Here is a 19,093-nt window from a genome sequence, read left to right on the forward strand (position 1 = left end):
ATTATCTCCTTTTTTTCTCCACGTTTGCCCCGCCGCCTGGGGCTACAGTGATTGCGGCTACCAATAATAACGACGCGAAGCATTTAAGAGGTCCTGACTCGCATGGCGAATTTTTTTATCGATCGCCCGATTTTTGCGTGGGTGCTGGCGATCCTCATCTGCCTGACCGGCACGATGGCGATTTTTTCACTGCCCGTTGAGCAATATCCCGAACTCGCGCCGCCTAACGTGCGCATTACCGCCAACTACCCCGGCGCTTCCGCCCAGACGCTGGAAAATACCGTCACCCAGGTCATCGAGCAGAACATGACCGGCCTCGACAACCTGATGTATATGTCCTCGCAGAGCAGCGCCACCGGTCAGGCGTCGGTCACGCTGAACTTTAAAGCCGGCACCGACCCGGATGAAGCGGTGCAGCAGGTGCAAAACCAACTGCAATCGGCGCTGCGTAAGCTGCCGCAGGCCGTACAGACGCAGGGCGTGACGGTGCGCAAAACCGGCGATACCAATATCCTGACCATCGCGTTCGTCTCCACTGACGGCAGCATGGATAAGCAGGATATCGCCGACTATGTGGCGAGCAATATTCAGGAGCCGCTGAGCCGCATCAACGGCGTGGGCGATATCGACGCCTACGGCTCGCAGTACGCGATGCGCATCTGGCTCGACCCCGACAAGCTCACGAGCTTTCAGCTCACCACCGCCGACGTGGTGGCGGCGATTAAATCCCAGAACAGCCAGATAGCGGTCGGCCAGCTTGGCGGCACGCCGTCGGTGGATAACCAGGCGCTGAACGCCACCATTAATGCCCAGTCGCTGTTGCAGACCCCCGAACAGTTTCGCGCCATTACGCTTCGCGTGAATCAGGACGGCTCGACCGTGACGCTCGGCGATGTCGCGACCGTCGAGATGGGCGCGGAAAAGTATGACAATCTGAGCCGCTACAACGGCAAAGCGGCGTCGGGACTCGGCGTGAAGCTTGCCTCCGGCGCCAACGAGATGGCAACCGCGCAGCTGGTGCTGAACCGACTTGATGAGCTGTCGCATTATTTCCCGCACGGGCTGGAATATAAGGTGGCCTATGAGACCACCTCGTTTGTCAAAGCCTCTATTACCGACGTCGTCAAAACCCTGCTCGAAGCCATCGCGCTGGTGTTTCTGGTGATGTATCTCTTCTTGCAGAATTTCCGCGCCACGCTGATCCCGACTATCGCGGTGCCGGTCGTGCTGCTCGGCACGTTCGCGGTGCTCTACAGCTTCGGTTACAGCATCAACACGCTGACGATGTTCGCGATGGTGCTGGCGATAGGGCTGCTGGTGGACGACGCCATCGTGGTGGTGGAGAACGTCGAGCGCATCATGAGCGAAGAGGGGCTGTCGCCGCGCGCCGCCACGCGCAAATCGATGGGCCAGATCCAGGGCGCGCTGGTGGGCATCGCGATGGTGCTGTCGGCGGTGTTTATTCCCATGGCGTTTTTCGGCGGCACCACCGGCGCGATTTACCGCCAGTTCTCTGTCACCATTGTCTCCTCGATGGTGCTGTCGGTGCTGGTGGCGATGATCCTCACCCCGGCCCTGTGCGCCACGCTGCTTAAGCCGCTAAAAAAAGGCGAGCATCACGGCTCGCGCGGCTTTTTCGCCTGGTTTAACCGCTCCTTCGAGCGCAGCGCGCGGCGCTATGAATCGGCAGTCGGGAAGATAGTGCACCGTAGCCTGCGCTGGATAGTGATTTACGCGCTGCTACTGGGCGGTATGGTGTTTCTGTTTCTGCGCCTGCCGACCTCGTTTTTGCCGCAGGAAGATCGCGGGATGTTTATCACCTCGGTACAGCTGCCGCCGGGCGCAACCCAGCAGCAGACGCTGAAAGTAGTGCAGAAGGTGGAGCGCTATTTCTTTGAGAAAGAAAAAGCCAACGTCGCCTCGGTGTTCGCAACCGTCGGCTCCGGCCCTGGCGGCAACGGCCAGAACGTGGCGCGTCTATTTGTCCGCCTGAAACCGTGGGAAGCGCGCGATGCAGACCAGGGCAGCGCAGACGCGATAATCGAGCGCGCCACCCGCGCCTTTCGCCACGTTAACGAGGCGCGCGTGTTTGCGAGCAGCCCGCCCGCCATCAGCGGCCTCGGGAGCTCCGCCGGGTTTGATATGGAGCTGCAGGATCACGCCGGGCTCGGCCATGACGCGCTGATGCAGGCGCGCGACCGTCTGCTCGATATGGCGAGCAAAGATCCGGCGCTGACCCGCGTGCGCCACAACGGCCTCGATGACAGCCCGCAGTTGCAGATTGATATCGACCAGCGCAAAGCGCAGGCGCTTGGCGTTTCCATCGACGATATTAACGACACGCTACAAACGGCGTGGGGTTCAAGCTATGTGAATGACTTTATGGATCGCGGGCGCGTGAAGAAGGTCTATGTGCAGTCCGCCGCGAAATACCGGATGCTGCCGGACGATATCAACCGCTGGTATGTGCGTAATCAGGCGGGCGAGATGGTGCCGTTCTCGGCTTTCGCCACGTCGCGCTGGGAGACCGGTTCGCCGCGCCTTGAGCGCTACAACGGTTACTCGGCGCTGGAGATTGTCGGCGAGGCAGCGCCTGGCGTCAGTACCGGCACCGCGATGGATGTGATGGAAAAACTGGTCAGCCAGCTGCCGACCGGCTTTGGCCTTGAATGGACCGCGATGTCGTATCAGGAGCGGCTCTCCGGCGCACAGGCCCCCGCGCTTTACGCGCTGTCGCTGCTGGTGGTGTTCCTGTGTCTCGCCGCCCTCTATGAGAGCTGGACAGTGCCGTTCTCGGTGATGCTGGTGGTGCCGCTCGGCGTTATCGGCGCGCTCCTCGCCACCTGGCTGCGCGGGCTTGAAAACGACGTCTATTTTCAGGTGGGGCTGCTGACCGTGATTGGGCTTTCCGCCAAGAACGCGATATTGATTGTCGAATTCGCAAACGAGATGAACAGTAAAGGCCACGAGCTTATCGCCGCCACGCTCGATGCGTGCCGCCAGCGTCTGCGCCCGATCCTGATGACATCGCTGGCGTTTATTTTCGGCGTTCTGCCGATGGTGACCAGCAGCGGCGCGGGCTCCGCCAGCCAGCATGCGGTCGGCACCGGCGTGATGGGCGGCATGATCTCGGCGACGCTGCTGGCGATTTTCTTCGTGCCGCTGTTCTTTGTGTTGATCCGCAGGCGGTTTCCGCTGCGCCCCGCGCCTGAGGAGTAAGCGCTATAAAGAAAAAGGCGACCTGTGAAGGCCGCCTTTTGGTAGTTTCAGTGAGTGAAGTCACTGCTGTGTGTCTATAAAAGCGATGTGCTCTTGCTAATGTCTGGATTTATTTACGAAGCATTGCTTCAATAAAGTCTTTCCAGTTCCCCAGTTCATGTTCAATCATAATAACCTCTCTTTATTATTGTTTGCATGATACAAAAATATCGGCCCGGAGTGAAGATACTTTAACCAATCGAATTGATAAGCTCCCTTCATGTATTTGTTATCGGCACTGAATTCAATATGACGAGGATAAGTTATCGGTAATGTGACGCCAGGCAATATTCGACAAATTTTTATCGATTGAGGAATAACTAAGCATGCTTATTATGACCCGCGACAATAGTGGAAACCCCGACTGGCAGGCGCTCGCCACGCTGATTGAGCGTGCCGGGCTTGGCGCGCGCGCGCCACACGAGGTGGAGCGCTCTTACACCAACAGTACCTTTTGCTGGTATGGGTTTTACGAGGGAAAACTGATAGCGACGGCGCATGCGATTAGCGATCTGACCTGGTCGAGCTATGTGGCGGATATTGTTGTCGATCCCGATTATCAGGGACGTGGTTTTGGCAATCAGTTAATGGACGACATTCTCGAAAAGCTTTTACCTTTTGGTAAAGTTTTTATCTATGCCGTTTTAGATAAAGTCTCTTTTTATAAAAAATATCAATTCCGCGAATTGACCAGCGGAATGGTCTGCGCGAGCGATGAAAAATTATTCAAAATGTATCAGCAGGGTTATATACGTTAAGCATGTTTGTGAATGATGGGTTATATTAGCAGGCTACTGTTTCACCTGTTATCTATTCTAATAATTTGTTTAAGTCAGCGGATTTCAGACAAAAGGATTCAAATATGGTCGTAATGTACGGCATCAAGAACTGCGACACCATTAAAAAAGCGCGACGCTGGTTAGAAAGCCAGCAGATTGCCTATCAGTTTCATGACTACCGCACCGACGGCCTTGATGCACAACTGATGCATAAATTCATCGCTGAACTGGGATGGGAGGCGCTGCTGAATACGCGCGGCACCACCTGGCGTAAGCTCGACGATGCCCGCCGCGCGGCGATTACCGACGCCGACCACGCGTGCGCGCTGATGCTGGAAATGCCCGCCATGATTAAACGACCATTGCTCTGCGCGCCGGGTAAGCCTATGCTGCTTGGTTTTAGCGAATCCACGTACCAGCACTATTTTAACGAGGTCTAGTGTTATGTCTTGCCCGGTTATTGAGCTGACGCAGCAGCTTATTCGTCGCCCTTCCCTTAGCCCCGATGACGCGGGTTGCCAGGCGCTGTTGATTGAGCGGCTACGCGCGGTCGGGTTCACGGTAGAGCCGATGCTTATTGGCGATACGCAGAACTTCTGGGCATGGCGCGGCAACGGCGAAACGCTGGCGTTCGCCGGGCATACCGATGTGGTGCCTGCAGGCGATACCGATCGCTGGATAAACCCGCCGTTTGAACCGACTATTCGCGACGGCATGCTGTTTGGCCGCGGCGCTGCGGATATGAAAGGTTCGCTGGCGGCGATGGTTGTGGCGGCCGAGCGCTTTGTGGCGCAGCATCCGCACCATCGCGGGCGTCTGGCGTTTCTGATAACGTCCGATGAAGAAGCGAGCGCCGTGAACGGCACGGTTAAAGTGGTGGAAACGTTAATGGCGCGCGGCGAGCGTCTCGATTACTGCCTCGTGGGCGAGCCGTCCAGCAGCGAAGTGGTGGGCGACGTGGTGAAAAATGGCCGTCGCGGCTCGCTGACCTGTAACCTGACCATCCACGGCGTGCAGGGGCACGTGGCGTATCCGCATCTGGCAGATAACCCGGTGCACCGCGCCGCGCCGATGCTCAACGAGCTGGTGGCTATCGAGTGGGATCGCGGCAACGAGTTTTTCCCGCCGACCAGCATGCAGATAGCCAATATTCAGGCGGGCACCGGCAGCAATAACGTGATCCCGGGCGATCTCCACGTGCAGTTTAACTTCCGCTTCAGCACCGAGTTGACCGACGAGATGATTAAACAGCGCGTTGCGGCGCTGCTGGATAAATATCAGCTGCGCTACACGCTGGACTGGTGGCTCTCCGGCCAGCCGTTTTTGACCGCGCGCGGCAAACTGGTGGATGCGGTCGTTAATGCCGTTCACCACTATAATGAAATTAAACCGCAGCTGCTGACGACCGGCGGCACGTCAGACGGGCGCTTTATCGCGCGCATGGGCGCGCAGGTGGTCGAGCTCGGACCGGTCAACGCGACGATTCACAAAATCAACGAATGCGTGAAAGCGTCCGATCTGCAGCTGCTGGCCCGTATGTATCAACGCATTATGGAGCAGCTCGTCGCCTGATGAGCGCTTCACCAACGAGGATGACGTCATGGAATGGCTTGGAAAATATTGGTGGGTGCTGGTGCTGGTGTTTCTGCTCGGCGTCCTGCTGAACGTGATTAAAGACTTAAAACGGGTGGATCATAAGAAATTTATGGATAACCGCCCGGACCTGCCGCCCCACCGCGATTTTAACGACAAGTGGGACGACGAAGACGACTGGCCGAAGAAGAAGTAAGCGCCTGCTTACTTCTCTCTTCTCCCTCCGTCAGGCGCGACGCCTGACGGAGCGTTCCGTCGCCTTATCCCGCCTTATATCATCGGTATCACGTCGTCATCGCCCGGTTTACCGCCGCTTAACGCCTCATCGAAATAGTGCTTCGGCACGGTATATCGCAGATGGTCGAGCGCCAGCTGCATGCTGCGGTTATCAATCGCATGGCCCAGATCCTCAACGATATCCAGCGTCACGTCACCGCCAGCGCGCTGCAGCGCATCCGCCGCCGCCTGGGCGTAACGGGCGTCAATGACCTCGTCATCCTCGCCGTGGATGAGATGTATGGTGGTCGCGGTGCTTGCCGCCGTGGGCAGCTCGGCGAAGCGTCCGTTAAAGGCTATCACGCGCGAGGCCAGGCCCGGCTCGGCTTTCACGCCTTCCAGCACCATGATAGCGCCCTGCGAAAACCCGATTAGCGCCGTCGCCGCCGGGCTGACGCCGCTTTCGCGCTGCCACTGGCGCACGGTGTCGATAAACGTGGGCATTATCTCATCCACGCGCTGCTGGCGGTTCGTCTCGGTGACGCCCTGCACGGGAAACCACTCGCGGCCAGGTGCCGGGCCGCTCGGCGCGGGCCCGCCGACGCTGACCACCAGCGCATCCGGGAAGAGCGGCGCGAACCAACTGCCTATCTCGCCCATCGCCACCGGGTTATCCCCGACGCCGTGGAACAGTAGCAGCAGTTGTCTGGCAGGCAGTTCAGGGCTCTGAACCACAAAATGATCATGTCTCATGGCACTCTCCTTCATGGGTTACAGCCAGTTTACGCCGGCCTGAACGGATGACCATTGCAATGTATTGATGGACTTAGTGGAAAAATTACCATTGCAATATCTGCGCGTTTAGCGCTGCGGCGCGCGCGCCATCGAGCGACTGCAACGCGAGCGCAGTCTCCTGTCGCTGCGCCGCCAGTAGCGCTTTGCGTCCGGACAGCCTGAGCTGACGGCACAATGCCTCGACCGGCGTTTGCCGCTCCAGCCGCCCGCGCAGGGCCTGTAACGCCTGCGGGCTTGCGTCAAGCAGCCGGTACAGCGGGCCGAGCGAGGTTTCCAGCGGCCGATGGGCGAACGCAAAACCCGCGAGCGCTAACCAGTCATCCTCATTAAGGGTAGCCTGGTGGGCAGGCGACAGCGGCAGAGGCTCGTCCACCCAGCGCTGAAGCGCGTCTGCGTCACGCGCCAGGCGCTGATGTTCGGCATCGGCGAGCCGTGCGCCTGCGTCTGTCAGCGGCAGCAATGCCATCGCGTTATAACAGCCGCTGCTGGCCTCGCGGTGGCTGCCAATACGCACCAGCGTAAAACCGCATCGCTGCCAGAAACGCCACAGCGCGGGCGTATACCCGAAACTGACGGAGAGATAATCAACGCGGCCCGCGGCCTGTTCACGCGCCTGCGCAATCAGCCGCTGGCCAATCCCTTCGCGCTGGCGGCCTGGATGAACCGCCACGCGGCTGACGCGCAACCCGCGCAGCGTGGCGGCGAGTGGGTCGCCGCCGTGCGCCGCGAGCGACTGCGCGACCAGATTGCCGCGCGGACGGCGGAAACCGGCCCACACCGCCTGGCTCAGCGCCGCCTCAAGGCCGCCCTCTTCCACCAGCCACAGCGCGCCGACGGTGTCGTCACCCGCGCACGCCGCAAAAAACCGCTGACCGGGCGCATCCATCATACGGCGCAGATCGAGCGGCGAGGTGCGGTAGTGCGCGCCCGCAAGCAGCCGGTAGACCGAGGCCGCGCGGGCGGGCGCCGTCTGCCAGTCGGCCTGCTGAACGCGACAGAGGCTGACCGGCCCCGCGGGTGTTACGACAAAATCGTCGTCCTCGAACAGCAGCGCCTCGCTGACCAGCCGCTCCAGCGGATCGTCCTGCGCCCAGCGCACCGGCGCGTTCAGGCTGCGATAGCGCAGGCCGTCGATACCGGCGCAGAATTTCAGTAAAAAACCGCGCCCGGTGCCTTCATAGCCCTGAATAGTGCTGGTCAGAAGCGTGGCGGGAAACGCCCGGATAAGCTTTTGCAGCAGCGGGCCGGGCAGCGCGGCGGCTTCGTCAATCACCAGCCAGTCGCCGGGCGCGAGCGTCCCCGCCTCCTGCGCCGCCAGCAGCGCGTCCGGGGCCATAAACTGGAATTTATCGCCCGCGTGGGCGGCGATAACGTCCGCCGACGCGCGGGTCGGCGCGGTAACCAGCGCCCTGCCCGGCAGCGCGCGAATGAACATACCGGCCAGTGCCGATTTCCCGCGCCCCCGCGCGGCGGTGATCGCCGTCACGCCGTTGTGGGTCGTTAACAGTTCGTTGAGCAGTTGCGCCTGTTCGTGCTGCGGCTCGCCGCTGGCCGGTCGCCATGCCGGGCGCTCGGGCCGTGCCGCGATATGCAGCGGCTGCTCCTGCCGCCAGCAGACCACGTCCGGGTCGTGCGCAAAAAGGCGCTGGAGATGATGAATAAAGTGTGGAGTGGCGATAGGCTCGCGGCTGTCGCTCCAGCGGCAGGCGTCGTTATCAACGCGCGTGGGCCAGGCCGCCCACGGCGGCGCCAGAAGCACCAGCCAGCTGCCGGCTTTCAGCGTACCTGCGAGCGCCGCGAAGGCGGCGGCGTCAAAACCGCTGCGGGCGTCAAACACCGCATGCAGATATTCGCGACCCAGTAGGGTGTTGATAGCGCCCGGTGCGACGTTGAGCGCCATTTCCGGCGCGCTACCCACCCAGAGCCAGTCGCCCGGCAGGCTACCCGCGAGCAGCTGCGCCTGCTGCGAACTCCACGCTTCATCGCCGCTTAACACCAGCAGGCGGCGAATGCCCGCCGCGTCCATCTGCGCCGTCAGCGCGGCGATACTCTCTTTCACGACCATCGCCTTATGTTACAGCGCGTTACCGAAGGTGTTGCACTGGGCCGGATCGCCGCTGTCAAAACCGCGTTTAAACCAGCTGTAGCGCTGATCGGAGGTGCCATGCGTGAAGCTGTCCGGCACCACGCGGCCCTGGCTCTGCTGCTGGAGACGGTCGTCGCCGATAGCCTGCGCGGCATTCAGCGCCTCCTGGAGATCGCCGGTTTCCAGCACGCCCTCTTTCTGCATGGCGTTGCCCCAGACGCCCGCGAAGCAGTCCGCCTGTAACTCCAGGCGCACCGACAGGCGGTTCACTTCAGTCTGCGACGCGTTCTGCTGGAGCTGGCGTACCTTCGGCTCGATGCCGAGCAGCTTCTGGACGTGATGCCCCACTTCGTGCGCGATGACGTAGCCCTGTGCGAAGTCGCCGTCGGCACCAAGCTTCTGTTTCATTTCGTCATAGAAGGAGAGGTCAATGTAGACCGTGCTGTCCGCAGGGCAGTAGAACGGCCCCATGACCGACTGGCCGGTGCCGCATCCGGTGCGGGTCGCGCCGCGATACATGACCAGTTTCGGGTCCTGATACGTGCGCCCCATTTTCTGGAACTGCTGGCCCCAGCTCTCTTCGGTGGTGGCCAGGATAACCGAGGTGAATTTCGCCGCCTCGTCCTCGTTCGGGCTGATGGAGCGTGACGTCTGCTGGCTCACCGGCGCGCCGCCGGAGATAAGCCCTGTGAGATCCACACCGTAATAGCTTGCCACCACGACAATCACCAGCAGCACCAGCCCGCCCTTACCGGCAGGCAGGCGCAAGCCACGTCCGCCCGTCATCGGCGAACTGCTGTTTCGTCTGTCTTCGACGTTGTCGCTTTCGCGACGTCCTTGCCAACGCATACTCTGACCTCGTCATTATCAATCGCTATGATATTGATCGTAGGTGGTTCAGGCGCGCTTTACCATAAGAAAACGGGGGAAGGCGCAGGGTACAAGCCGTACCCTGCGTAAGAGGCGAGCAAAACGGGGATCAGTCGAGGTTTACGCCAAGACGGCGCGCCACTTCTTCATAGGCTTCAATCAGGCCGCCGAGGCTCTGGCGGAAGCGGTCTTTATCCATTTTATCCATGGTCTGTTTATCCCACAGACGCGCGCCGTCCGGCGAGAATTCATCGCCTAGCGTGACTTCACCCTTGAACAGACCAAACTCCAGCTTAAAGTCGACCAGGATGAGACCCGCGTCGTCAAAGAGCTTTTTCAGCACGTCGTTGGCTTTGTAGGTCAGTTCTTTCATACGCGCGAGGTTTTCCTGGCTTACCCAGCCGAAGGTTTCGCAGTAGGATTCGTTGACCATCGGATCGTGCATGGCGTCGTTTTTCAGGAACAGGTCGAACAGTGGCGGGTTAAGCTCGATGCCCTCTTCAATGCCAAGACGCTTGACCAGCGAGCCCGCCGCGCGGTTGCGGATAACACACTCCACCGGCACCATGTCGAGCTTTTTCACCAGCGCTTCGGTATCGGAAAGCAGCTGTTCCATTTGCGTCGGGATGCCCGCTTCGGCCAGTTTGCTCATGATGAAATAGTTAAACTTGTTGTTCACCATTCCCTTGCGGTCAAACTGCTCAATGCGGGCGCCGTCGCCTGCTGACGTATCATTGCGGAATTCGAGTACCAACAGATCCGGATTTTCGGTGCTGTAGACGGTTTTCGCTTTGCCACGATACAACTCAGCTTGCTTTTGCATCTTTATTACTCCAGGTATGGTGACCGCTCGCGCGGCCTGATGATTTATCACAAAATTCGCGAGATTCTGGCGACGCACACGTTTGCGTCGACGTCAGAAAAAAAGGCCGGAGCGATCCGGCCTTGAGTATTACTTGCTGAATGCGGCCTGGAAGGCAGCGACCAGCGCGTCGTTCTGCGACTGGGTCAGCGTATGGCCTTTCGGGTCGATAAACTGCAGGCTGGTGCGGTTGTCTAAATCGCCGACCTGGAGTTTGTAATCGCCATTGGAGAGGCCCGGATCGCGTGCGCCCAGCGCCTGCCAGTCGCTGTCAGACAGCGCTTTGTAGGTCACGGCGACGCTGCCCGTTGAACGCGTGGAATCGGTCACTTTCATACCGACTTTCGCGAGCGTATCCGGCAGGCGGTTCCACACGGCGTTAAACGGCGCGCGAACCACCAGCACCGGCAGACCGACATCGTCGGCGCCGCTGGTCACGTCGATTTGCGACGCGGTACGGTTATCGGCGACGTTCTGACGCGCGGTGTCGTTTTTATCAAGCCCGGAGGCGATAGCGTTCAGCATTTCCGCGCTGTAACGCTGCAGCGACGCGGTATCGGCGACCGGTTTGCCATCCTGCTCAAGATTCACCAGCTTCACGACCAGCGCCTGCTGGTAGCCCTGCGGCTTCACGCTGACCTGATAACGACCGCGATACTGCTGGTCTTCATCGGCGCGGTTCCACTGTACCCAGTCGGTGTTGAGCGTCTGGGAGGCGTCGTCGCGTTTCTCAATGGTGTAATTGAGCGATTGCACTACGCTTACGACCTGCGGCCAAAGCGCACCGTTACGGCCGCTTTCCAGCAACAGCGAGGCGGTGTCGCCCGTGAACTGGGTGCGTGCGCCACTCACCAGCGCCAGCGGCTGCGTCGGCGGGCGAATATCAAGCTGCTTGCCGACCGGGCCGTTGGTACGGGTGGCCGGAATGTTATAGTCGCCGTTCTGCACCGGCAGGATCATCCCGGCCGGAGCATGCAGTTCTGCCAGCGGAGCCGCGTCCAGATAGGACTCGTCGCCGCTCACCTGACGCTTGTAGCGCGAATCGGAACTACAGGCGGCAAGCAGCATCACCAGCGATACGGTTGCTACTTTCGCCACACGCGACTTCTGTACTGAGTAAGCCATCAAATCTCCCTAAACTTTACAGCAGGCCGGCATGCTTAAGCGCGGAACCAACAGCGTCGCGACCCATATCGGTGATCGGCGTCATTGGCAGGCGCAGCGTATCGGTCGCCACAAGTCCCAACTCCTTACAGGCCCATTTCACCGGGATCGGATTGGGTTCGACAAATAATTTATGGTGCAAAGGCATCAGACGACGGTTGATGATGCGCGCATCGTCAAACTTCCCTTCTGCCGCGAGCCGACACATATCGGCCATATCGCGCGCCGCCACGTTAGTGGTGACCGAAATCACCCCATGACCGCCAAGCTGCATGAAATCCATCGCCGTGGCGTCATCGCCGCTTAACAGCACGAAATCATCAGCGACCAGCTCTTTGATCAAGTGAACGCGACTTAAGTTCCCGGTCGCCTCTTTGATACCGACAATATTTTTAATCTTCGCCAGACGGCCAACGGTTTCCGGCAGCATATCGCAACCGGTACGGGACGGCACATTATAGAGGATCTGCGGCAGGTCGGTATGCTCCGCGATAGCTTTAAAATGCTGGAACAGCCCTTCCTGGGTCGGACGGTTGTAATACGGCGTGACGGTCAGGCAGCCGGCGATGCCGCTGTCGTTGAAACGCTGAGTGAGGCTGATGGCCTCGGAAGTGGCGTTCGCGCCGGTGCCTGCGATAACCGGAATGCGCCCGTCGGCGAGTTCCAGCGTCATCATCACCACCTCAGCGTGTTCATCATGGCTGAGCGTAGCGGATTCCCCGGTAGTCCCTACCGATACAATCGCTGACGTTCCGTTAGCGACATGGTAATCAATCAGTTTTTTCAGGCTCGACCGGCAGACATTACCTTTTTCATCCATCGGCGTGATAAGCGCGACAATACTTCCCGTGAACATTGGCCATCCTCAGTGCAAACTTGTGGCTCAATGGTACGTTTGGTGCCGTAATAAAAGCAAGCGGCCAGGGCGCGCTATGCGGTTGTATGGCGGATTTTTTTATGGTTTCCTAAGGATTAATTCACCGTTTCAACAGGAAGCACAGGTTTGACATCCTCATCCCCCCATTATCTGGTTATTACCGCGCTGGGAGCCGACCGCTCGGGTATCGTTAACACTATCACCCGCCATGTCAGCAGTTGCGGCTGCAATATCGAAGATAGCCGTCTGGCGATGCTGGGAGAGGAGTTCACGTTCATCATGCTGCTGTCCGGCAGCTGGAACGCCATTACGCTGATTGAATCCACGCTGCCGCTTAAGGGCGCCGAGCTGGATCTGCTGATTGTGATGAAACGCACCACCGCCCGGCCGCGCCAGGCGATGCCGGCGTCCGTCTGGGTGCAGGTGGAGGTCGAGGACTCGCCGCATCTGATTGAGCGCTTCACCGAACTGTTCCACTCTCACGACATGAATATCGCGGAACTTATCTCACGCACGCAGCCTGCGCAGGAAAATAAGTCCGCCCAGCTCTATATTCAAATAACGGCGCACAGTCCGGCTTCTCAGGATGCGACGATTATCGAACAGCCCTTTCGTCAACTCTGTACAGACCTTGGGGCACAAGGCACTATTAGCGTGGTGAATTACCCACAGCAAGATGAACAGGATGGAGTGTAGTGATGAATCCACTGAAAGCCGGTGATATCGCACCGAAATTTAGCTTGCCCGATCAGGATGGTGAACAAGTAAATTTGACCGACTTCCAGGGGCAGCGTGTTCTGGTTTATTTCTATCCCAAAGCCATGACGCCGGGCTGCACCGTCCAGGCATGCGGGCTGCGCGATAATATGGATGACCTGAAAAAAGCGGGCGTTGAAGTGCTGGGCATTAGCACCGATAAACCCGAAAAGCTCTCGCGTTTCGCTGAAAAAGAGCTGCTTAACTTCACGCTGCTCTCGGATGAAGATCATCAGGTGAGCGAACAGTTTGGCGTCTGGGGTGAAAAATCCTTTATGGGCAAAACCTACGACGGCATTCACCGCATCAGCTTTTTGATAGACGCCGATGGCAAAGTCGAACATGTCTTTAACGACTTCAAAACCAGCAACCACCACGACGTCGTGCTGGCCTGGCTGAAAGAGAGCGCCTGAGCGGGTTATCGCTTACCCTGCCTTGCCGGGTAAGCGAAGCGTCACACTGCATGTCTACGCAGGCCGGGTCAGCGCAGCGCCACCCGGCATCCCACCAATACCGCGCCGTTACTCTTCCACGCCGGGTGACGTCTCCGGCCAGGCGTGCACCACCGCTTTAACGAGTGTGGCGAGCGGGATAGCAAAGAAAACGCCCCAGAACCCCCACAGTCCGCCGAAAATCACCACGGATAGAATAATCACCAGCGGATGCAGATTCACCGCTTCGGAAAACAGCACCGGCACCAGCACGTTGCCATCGAGCCCCTGAATAATCAGATAGACCGCAAAACAGCTCCAGAACTCGGTGCCCATACCAAACTGAAACAGCGCCACGCAGACGACCGGAATAGTCGCCACAAACGCGCCGATATACGGGATCAGCACTGAAATGCCGACCAGCACCGATAACAGCAGCGAATAGTTAAGCCCGAAAATCAAAAAACCAATCCAGGTGGCGACGCCGACCACAATCATTTCCAGCACTTTGCCGCGAATGTAGTTGGTTATCTGCTGGTTCATCTCTTCCCACACCTGGCCTGCGAGACCGCGGTTGCGCGGCAGCACGCGGCGCACCGCGCTCAGCAGTTGCTCTTTGTCTTTCACAAGGAAAAACACCATCAGCGGCACCAGGATTAAATAGATAGCAAGCGTCAGCAGCCCTACCAGCGACGCGAGCGAATATTTCACGACGGAATCGCCAAGCGTAATGATGCGGGTGCGCATGTTCTCAGCGATGGCGTCGATAATGCCCGCATCCATCAGCGCCGGAAAACGCTTCGGCAGCGTCGCCGCGAAATCGGAGAGCTTGTTAAGCATGCCGGGGATATCGCGAATCAGGTTAATTCCCTGCTGCCAGGCCACCGGCACCACCACGAATGCCATCACCAGCACAATGCCGATAAACAGCACCAGCACAAGCGTCGCGGCGAGCCCGCGCGAACAGCCGATACGCTGTAATCGGGAGGTGGGCCACTCCAGTAGATAGGCGAGTACGATGGCAACCAGCAGCGGCGCCAGTAAACCGTGCAGGAAGAAGAGAATACAAAAACCGGCGACCAGGATCCCCAGTAGCGCTATCGCCTCCGGGTCGCTGAAGCGACGGCGATACCACTGTGCGAACATTTCAAGCATAAAATACCTTCCCTGACGGGTGACGACGCGGGCGCGAGGGCGAATTGTATCGAAATGTCACAAAAAAGACCGTGATTTTTATGCCCCCTGCAAGACAACCCGCCAATGGATGAATATGATTTCCCGACGCATGGGTAAAATGGATTGCCGATCCGGACGCGCATAATGAACAAAGCGGTGCCGGGCGGGTCAAAAAAGACTCTCTACAGACGGGAAAGAGGCTATGTTCAGGCAGTTGAAAACGACACTGGTTGCAACACTTATCGGCGCCACGCTGGCAGGCTCGCTTGCGCCAGCCTGGGCCGCCGATCCGGCCGACAGTTTGCCGGATATGGGCACCTCGGCGGGCAGCACGCTCTCCATCGGTCAGGAACTGCAGATGGGCGACTATTATGTGCGTCAGCTGCGCGGCAGCGCGCCGCTGATTAACGACCCGCTGCTGGTGCAATATATCAACGGGCTGGGCATGCGCCTGGTTGCGCACGCCGACTCGGTAAAAACCCCTTTCCACTTCTATCTCATCAATAACGACGAGATTAACGCCTTCGCCTTTTTCGGCGGTAACGTCGTGCTGCACTCGGCGCTGTTCCGCTATGCCGATAACGAAAGCCAGCTCGCCTCGGTCATGGCGCATGAAATTTCTCACGTCACCCAGCGCCATCTGGCGCGCGCGATGGAAGATCAAAAGCGCAACGCCCCGCTCACCTGGGTAGGCGCGCTCGGCTCGATTCTGCTGGCGATGGCGAGCCCGCAGGCGGGTATGGCGGCGCTGACCGGCACGCTTGCCGGCACGCAGCAGGGCCTTATCAGTTTTACCCAGCAGAACGAACAAGAAGCCGACCGCATCGGCATCCTGGTGCTGCAACGTTCGGGTTTTGATCCGCAGGCGATGCCGACGTTCCTTGAAAAACTGCTGGATCAGGCGCGCTACTCGACGCGCCCGCCGGAAATTCTGCTCACCCACCCGCTGCCGGAAAGCCGTCTTGCGGATGCCCGCAACCGCGCCAACCAGATGCGCCCGGTGGTATCGCAATCCTCCGAAGCGTTTTACATGGCGAAAGTGCGCACGCTCGGCATGTATAACTCAGGGCGTAACCAGCTGACCGGCGATCTGCTGGAGACACTTGCTAAAGGCAACCAGCGCGAGCAGCACGCCGCGCAGTATGGCCGCGCCCTCCAGGCGATGCAGGATAAACGCTTCGCCGAGGCGCGCCAGCAGCTGGAGCCGCTGTTGCGCGCCCAGCCGGGCAACGCCTGGTATCTCGACCTCGCCACCGATATTTCGCTTGGCGAGCACAAAGCCCAGGAAGCGATCGACCGCCTGAAAAGCGCGCCGGACCTGAAAGCCAATCCGGTGTTGCAGCTGAACCTCGCTAACGCGTATCTGGAGGGCAGCCAGCCCGCGCAGGCGGTGACGATACTTAACCGCTACACCTTCAGCTGGCCTGACGATACCAACGGCTGGGATCTGCTGGCCCAGGCGCAGGCGGCGCTTGGCAATCGCGATCAGGAGCTGGCGGCGCGCGCCGAAGTGATGGCGCTTTTGGGCAAACTCGATCAGGCGATTACGCTGCTCAGCAGCGCCAGCTCGCAGGTGAAGCTTGGCAGTCTGCAACAGGCGCGCTACGACGCGCGTATTGACCAGCTCCGCCAGCTGCAGCAACGCTTCCGCCCTTACGAAAAAATGTAACAGGAGAGACCATGTCCCGGGACGTGACGATTTACCATAACCCGCGCTGCTCCAAGAGCCGCGAAACCCTGAACCTGCTTACCGAACGCGGTATCGAGCCGGAAGTGCTGCTTTATCTGGAAACGCCGCCGGATGCGGCAACCATCAAAACGCTGATGCAGCAGCTGGGGTTTAGCCATCCGCGCGAGCTGATGCGTACCAAAGAAGAGCTTTACAAGACGCTGAACCTCGGCGACGCGTCGCTTGACGACGCCGCGCTGATCCAGGCGATGGTCGAGAACCCGAAGCTTATCGAGCGCCCGATCGTGGTGAGTCGCGGCAAAGCCCGCCTGGGCCGTCCGCCGGAGCAGGTGCTGGAGATCCTCTGATAAAAAACGCCGCGGGGAGCCCCTGCGGCGTTTTTCTTTCTTAACGCGGGTGTCAGAGCCCGAGCGTATCTTTCACAAACGGGATCGTCAGTTTACGCTGCGCGCTGATCGATGCGCGATCGAGCTGATCGAGCGTCAGGAACAGCGTGCGCATTTCACGATCGAGGCGTTTTAACAGGAACCGCCCCACATCCTCCGGTAGCTCAAACCCACGCATCCGCGCGCGCAGCTGCAACGCCTGGAGCTTATCGTCGTCGGAGAGCGGCTGCAGCCGGTATATTTGCCCCCAGTCGAGGCGCGAGGCGAGATCCGGCAGCCTGAGGTTCAGCTGGCGCGGCGGCCGATCGCCGGTTATCAGCAGTCGGGTATTGCCCGACTCCAGAATGCGGTTGTAGAGATTGAAAATCGCCATTTCCCAGAGCTCGTCGCCCGCGATGCACTCGATATTGTCGATGCACACCAGCGAAAGTTGCTCCATGCCTTCCAGCACTTCCGGCACAAACCAGGTGCGTTTATCCAGCGGCACGTAGCCGACCGCGTCTCCGCGTTGCGACAGCTCGGCGCAGGCGGCATGCAGCAGATGGCTGCGCCCACCGCCCTCACGGGACCAGAAATAGATGTAGCCGCTGCGGTCGTGACGCAGCATCGTCTGGAGTGCGGCTAATAAAGAGGGGTTGTCGCCCGGCCAGAAGCTGGCAAACGTTTCGTCATCGGGCAGCCAGAGCGGCAAGGAGAGCTGTGCCGGTGTGTTCAGAAGGACCTCTTCAAGGACTTGCGAAAAAACGCATTGAGTCTATCACACAATCGCTTCGCTGTTGAACCGGGCGGACAGCGCCGCCCGGCGGGAGGATCAGTGGGCCGGTTTTTCAGGCTCATCGGCGTCAAGCACGGTCTCTTCCGGGCGCAATACGCTGATAAGTTTGAAAATAAGGCTTAACGCCACGCCCACGATCGTGGCCAGCGCCATGCCTTTCAGCTCGGCCGCGCCAACGTGCACTTTCGCGCCGCTGACGCCGATTATCAGGATAACCGAGGTCAGGATCAGGTTCTGCGCTTTGCTGTAATCCACTTTGGATTCAATCAGCACGCGAATACCGGAAGCGCCGATTACGCCGTACAGCAGCAGAGACACGCCGCCCATGACCGGCACCGGGATAATCTGGATAGCCGCCGCCAGTTTGCCGACGCAGGAGAGCAGGATCGCGATAATCGCCGCGCCGCCGATAACCCAGGTGCTGTAAACCCGGGTGATCGCCATGACGCCGATGTTTTCGCCGTACGTGGTGTTCGGCGTAGAGCCGAAGAAACCGGAGATGATGGTCGAGAAACCGTTCGCAAACATCGAACGGTGCAGACCCGGATCGCGGATCAGATCTTTTTTCACGATATTCGCCGTCACCACCAGGTGGCCGACGTGCTCGGCAATCACTACCAGCGCCGCAGGCAGAATGGTGAAGATGGCGAACCACTCAAAGCGCGGCGTGTAGAACGTCGGCAGCGCGAACCAGTGAGCATTGGCGATAGCCGTGGTGTCCACGACGCCCATCGCAAAGGAGAGCGCGTAGCCCGCCAGCACGCCGATAAGGATCGGGATAATCGCCAGGAAGCCGCGGAACAGCACCGAGCCGAAGACCGTCACCGCCAGCGTCACCAGCGAAATCGTAATGGTCGTGGAGTCCGCCGTCTGGCCATCGGCCGGCAGCAGGCCCGCCATGTTGGCCGCGACACCCGCAAGCTCAAGCCCGATCACCGCGACGATAGCGCCCATCGCGGCGGGCGGGAACATGACGTCCAGCCAGCCGGTGCCCGCTTTTTTCACAATCAGCGCCACCACGCAGAACAGCACGCCGCAGACGATAAACCCGCCGAGCGCCATCTCATAACCGAGCGGCAGCAGCAGCAACACCGGGGAGATAAACGCAAAGCTTGAGCCCAGATACGCCGGGATTTTTCCTTTACAGATAAAGAGATACAGCAGCGTCCCAATGCCGTTAAACAGCAGTACGGTGGCCGGGTTGATATGAAACAGGATGGGCACCAGCACGGTTGCGCCAAACATGGCGAACAGGTGCTGCAAACTAAGCGGGATAGTTTGTAAGAGCGGCGGACGTTCACTTACCCCGATAGCACGGCGCGTCATAGTATTTCCTCACGTGTTGTTGTGTGCAAATGTTGCGTTTCGGACCAAAAAAA

General features: G+C 59.3%; 19 protein-coding genes. 9 read left to right on the top strand and 10 right to left on the bottom strand.

Annotation, left to right across the window (positions count from 1 at the left end; translation table 11 throughout):
• The first annotated feature begins 102 nt into the window (after positions 1 to 102).
• A complete protein-coding gene (gene acrD / locus AFK67_RS14945; protein WP_038883087.1) occupies positions 103 to 3,219 on the top strand; it encodes a multidrug efflux RND transporter permease AcrD in 3,117 nt (1,038 codons plus the stop codon).
• Positions 3,220 to 3,328: 109 nt separating this feature from the next.
• On the opposite strand, the gene ypfM is transcribed toward acrD, so the two are convergent.
• Complete coding sequence (ypfM, locus tag AFK67_RS22945; RefSeq protein WP_100207200.1) at positions 3,329 to 3,388, bottom strand: protein YpfM; 60 nt, start codon at positions 3,386 to 3,388, stop codon at positions 3,329 to 3,331.
• A 196-nt stretch (positions 3,389 to 3,584) separates the two neighbouring features.
• On the opposite strand from ypfM, the gene AFK67_RS14950 reads away from it, so the two are divergent.
• The 4 genes from AFK67_RS14950 (at position 3,585) to AFK67_RS14965 (ending at position 5,826) form a co-directional block, all read left to right on the top strand.
• Positions 3,585 to 4,016: a GNAT family N-acetyltransferase gene (locus tag AFK67_RS14950; protein WP_038883085.1), complete on the top strand. Its 432-nt coding sequence runs from the start codon at positions 3,585 to 3,587 to the stop codon at positions 4,014 to 4,016.
• A 104-nt stretch (positions 4,017 to 4,120) separates the two neighbouring features.
• A complete protein-coding gene (locus AFK67_RS14955; protein WP_007717588.1) occupies positions 4,121 to 4,477 on the top strand; it encodes an ArsC family reductase in 357 nt (118 codons plus the stop codon).
• Positions 4,478 to 4,481: 4 nt separating this feature from the next.
• On the top strand, positions 4,482 to 5,609 hold the full coding sequence (gene dapE, locus AFK67_RS14960) for a succinyl-diaminopimelate desuccinylase (RefSeq protein WP_007717587.1): 1,128 nt from the start codon (positions 4,482 to 4,484) through the stop codon (positions 5,607 to 5,609).
• Positions 5,610 to 5,637: 28 nt separating this feature from the next.
• Complete coding sequence (locus tag AFK67_RS14965; protein ID WP_007717584.1) at positions 5,638 to 5,826, top strand: YpfN family protein; 189 nt, start codon at positions 5,638 to 5,640, stop codon at positions 5,824 to 5,826.
• A gap of 74 nt (positions 5,827 to 5,900) precedes the next feature.
• On the opposite strand, the gene ypfH is transcribed toward AFK67_RS14965, so the two are convergent.
• From ypfH to dapA, 6 genes are all read right to left on the bottom strand, one after another.
• Positions 5,901 to 6,599 carry an esterase gene (gene ypfH / locus AFK67_RS14970; RefSeq protein ID WP_038883083.1) on the bottom strand — a complete coding sequence of 233 codons (699 nt, stop codon included), beginning with the start codon at positions 6,597 to 6,599 and terminating at the stop codon, positions 5,901 to 5,903.
• An 85-nt stretch (positions 6,600 to 6,684) separates the two neighbouring features.
• Complete coding sequence (locus AFK67_RS14975; protein ID WP_038883080.1) at positions 6,685 to 8,706, bottom strand: tRNA(Met) cytidine acetyltransferase TmcA; 2,022 nt, start codon at positions 8,704 to 8,706, stop codon at positions 6,685 to 6,687.
• Positions 8,707 to 8,715: 9 nt separating this feature from the next.
• The gene (gene ypfJ, locus AFK67_RS14980) at positions 8,716 to 9,576 is read right to left on the bottom strand and encodes a KPN_02809 family neutral zinc metallopeptidase (RefSeq protein WP_032967183.1); all 861 of its coding nucleotides are present in this window, start codon (positions 9,574 to 9,576) and stop codon (positions 8,716 to 8,718) included.
• A gap of 130 nt (positions 9,577 to 9,706) precedes the next feature.
• Entirely contained in the window at positions 9,707 to 10,420 is a 714-nt protein-coding gene (gene purC / locus AFK67_RS14985; RefSeq protein ID WP_007721240.1) for a phosphoribosylaminoimidazolesuccinocarboxamide synthase, read from the bottom strand.
• 129 nt (positions 10,421 to 10,549) lie between these two features.
• Positions 10,550 to 11,584 (bottom strand): outer membrane protein assembly factor BamC, encoded by a 1,035-nt coding sequence (gene bamC / locus AFK67_RS14990; protein WP_007721238.1) that lies wholly within the window; start codon positions 11,582 to 11,584, stop codon positions 10,550 to 10,552.
• Positions 11,585 to 11,600: 16 nt separating this feature from the next.
• Positions 11,601 to 12,479 (bottom strand): 4-hydroxy-tetrahydrodipicolinate synthase, encoded by an 879-nt coding sequence (dapA, locus tag AFK67_RS14995; RefSeq protein WP_007721236.1) that lies wholly within the window; start codon positions 12,477 to 12,479, stop codon positions 11,601 to 11,603.
• A gap of 147 nt (positions 12,480 to 12,626) precedes the next feature.
• Here dapA and AFK67_RS15000 point away from each other — a divergent pair, with 147 nt between their 5' ends.
• Positions 12,627 to 13,196: a glycine cleavage system transcriptional repressor gene (locus tag AFK67_RS15000; RefSeq protein WP_007721234.1), complete on the top strand. Its 570-nt coding sequence runs from the start codon at positions 12,627 to 12,629 to the stop codon at positions 13,194 to 13,196.
• A 2-nt stretch (positions 13,197 to 13,198) separates the two neighbouring features.
• Positions 13,199 to 13,669 (top strand): thioredoxin-dependent thiol peroxidase, encoded by a 471-nt coding sequence (gene bcp, locus AFK67_RS15005; protein ID WP_032967181.1) that lies wholly within the window; start codon positions 13,199 to 13,201, stop codon positions 13,667 to 13,669.
• 108 nt (positions 13,670 to 13,777) lie between these two features.
• Here the strand turns inward: bcp and AFK67_RS15010 are convergent, their stop codons facing one another.
• Complete coding sequence (locus tag AFK67_RS15010; RefSeq protein ID WP_007721231.1) at positions 13,778 to 14,842, bottom strand: AI-2E family transporter; 1,065 nt, start codon at positions 14,840 to 14,842, stop codon at positions 13,778 to 13,780.
• Positions 14,843 to 15,065: 223 nt separating this feature from the next.
• Here AFK67_RS15010 and bepA point away from each other — a divergent pair, with 223 nt between their 5' ends.
• The gene (gene bepA / locus AFK67_RS15015) at positions 15,066 to 16,532 is read left to right on the top strand and encodes a beta-barrel assembly-enhancing protease (protein ID WP_007721229.1); all 1,467 of its coding nucleotides are present in this window, start codon (positions 15,066 to 15,068) and stop codon (positions 16,530 to 16,532) included.
• Positions 16,533 to 16,543: 11 nt separating this feature from the next.
• Entirely contained in the window at positions 16,544 to 16,900 is a 357-nt protein-coding gene (gene arsC / locus AFK67_RS15020; protein WP_007721227.1) for an arsenate reductase (glutaredoxin), read from the top strand.
• A 52-nt stretch (positions 16,901 to 16,952) separates the two neighbouring features.
• Here arsC and AFK67_RS15025 read toward each other — a convergent pair whose 3' ends face one another.
• Both AFK67_RS15025 and uraA read right to left on the bottom strand, forming a co-directional pair.
• Positions 16,953 to 17,654: a DnaA inactivator Hda gene (locus AFK67_RS15025; protein WP_071601059.1), complete on the bottom strand. Its 702-nt coding sequence runs from the start codon at positions 17,652 to 17,654 to the stop codon at positions 16,953 to 16,955.
• Between the two features lie 96 nt (positions 17,655 to 17,750).
• Positions 17,751 to 19,040 (bottom strand): uracil permease, encoded by a 1,290-nt coding sequence (gene uraA / locus AFK67_RS15030; protein ID WP_007721224.1) that lies wholly within the window; start codon positions 19,038 to 19,040, stop codon positions 17,751 to 17,753.
• Positions 19,041 to 19,093: the final 53 nt, after the last annotated feature.

This window comes from Cronobacter dublinensis subsp. dublinensis LMG 23823 (assembly GCF_001277235.1).
GTDB lineage: Bacteria > Pseudomonadota > Gammaproteobacteria > Enterobacterales > Enterobacteriaceae > Cronobacter > Cronobacter dublinensis.

Coding starts and splice junctions, on each gene's coding strand:
- acrD (WP_038883087.1), top strand. CDS start 103: ATGGCGAATTTTTTTATCGATCGCCCGATTTTTGCGTGGGTGCTGGCG.
- bcp (WP_032967181.1), top strand. CDS start 13,199: ATGAATCCACTGAAAGCCGGTGATATCGCACCGAAATTTAGCTTGCCC.
- AFK67_RS15010 (WP_007721231.1), bottom strand. CDS start 14,842: ATGCTTGAAATGTTCGCACAGTGGTATCGCCGTCGCTTCAGCGACCCG.
- AFK67_RS14950 (WP_038883085.1), top strand. CDS start 3,585: ATGCTTATTATGACCCGCGACAATAGTGGAAACCCCGACTGGCAGGCG.
- dapA (WP_007721236.1), bottom strand. CDS start 12,479: ATGTTCACGGGAAGTATTGTCGCGCTTATCACGCCGATGGATGAAAAA.
- bamC (WP_007721238.1), bottom strand. CDS start 11,584: ATGGCTTACTCAGTACAGAAGTCGCGTGTGGCGAAAGTAGCAACCGTA.
- arsC (WP_007721227.1), top strand. CDS start 16,544: ATGTCCCGGGACGTGACGATTTACCATAACCCGCGCTGCTCCAAGAGC.
- purC (WP_007721240.1), bottom strand. CDS start 10,420: ATGCAAAAGCAAGCTGAGTTGTATCGTGGCAAAGCGAAAACCGTCTAC.
- AFK67_RS14955 (WP_007717588.1), top strand. CDS start 4,121: ATGGTCGTAATGTACGGCATCAAGAACTGCGACACCATTAAAAAAGCG.
- ypfJ (WP_032967183.1), bottom strand. CDS start 9,576: ATGCGTTGGCAAGGACGTCGCGAAAGCGACAACGTCGAAGACAGACGA.
- uraA (WP_007721224.1), bottom strand. CDS start 19,040: ATGACGCGCCGTGCTATCGGGGTAAGTGAACGTCCGCCGCTCTTACAA.
- AFK67_RS14965 (WP_007717584.1), top strand. CDS start 5,638: ATGGAATGGCTTGGAAAATATTGGTGGGTGCTGGTGCTGGTGTTTCTG.
- bepA (WP_007721229.1), top strand. CDS start 15,066: ATGTTCAGGCAGTTGAAAACGACACTGGTTGCAACACTTATCGGCGCC.
- AFK67_RS14975 (WP_038883080.1), bottom strand. CDS start 8,706: ATGGTCGTGAAAGAGAGTATCGCCGCGCTGACGGCGCAGATGGACGCG.
- dapE (WP_007717587.1), top strand. CDS start 4,482: ATGTCTTGCCCGGTTATTGAGCTGACGCAGCAGCTTATTCGTCGCCCT.
- ypfH (WP_038883083.1), bottom strand. CDS start 6,599: ATGAGACATGATCATTTTGTGGTTCAGAGCCCTGAACTGCCTGCCAGA.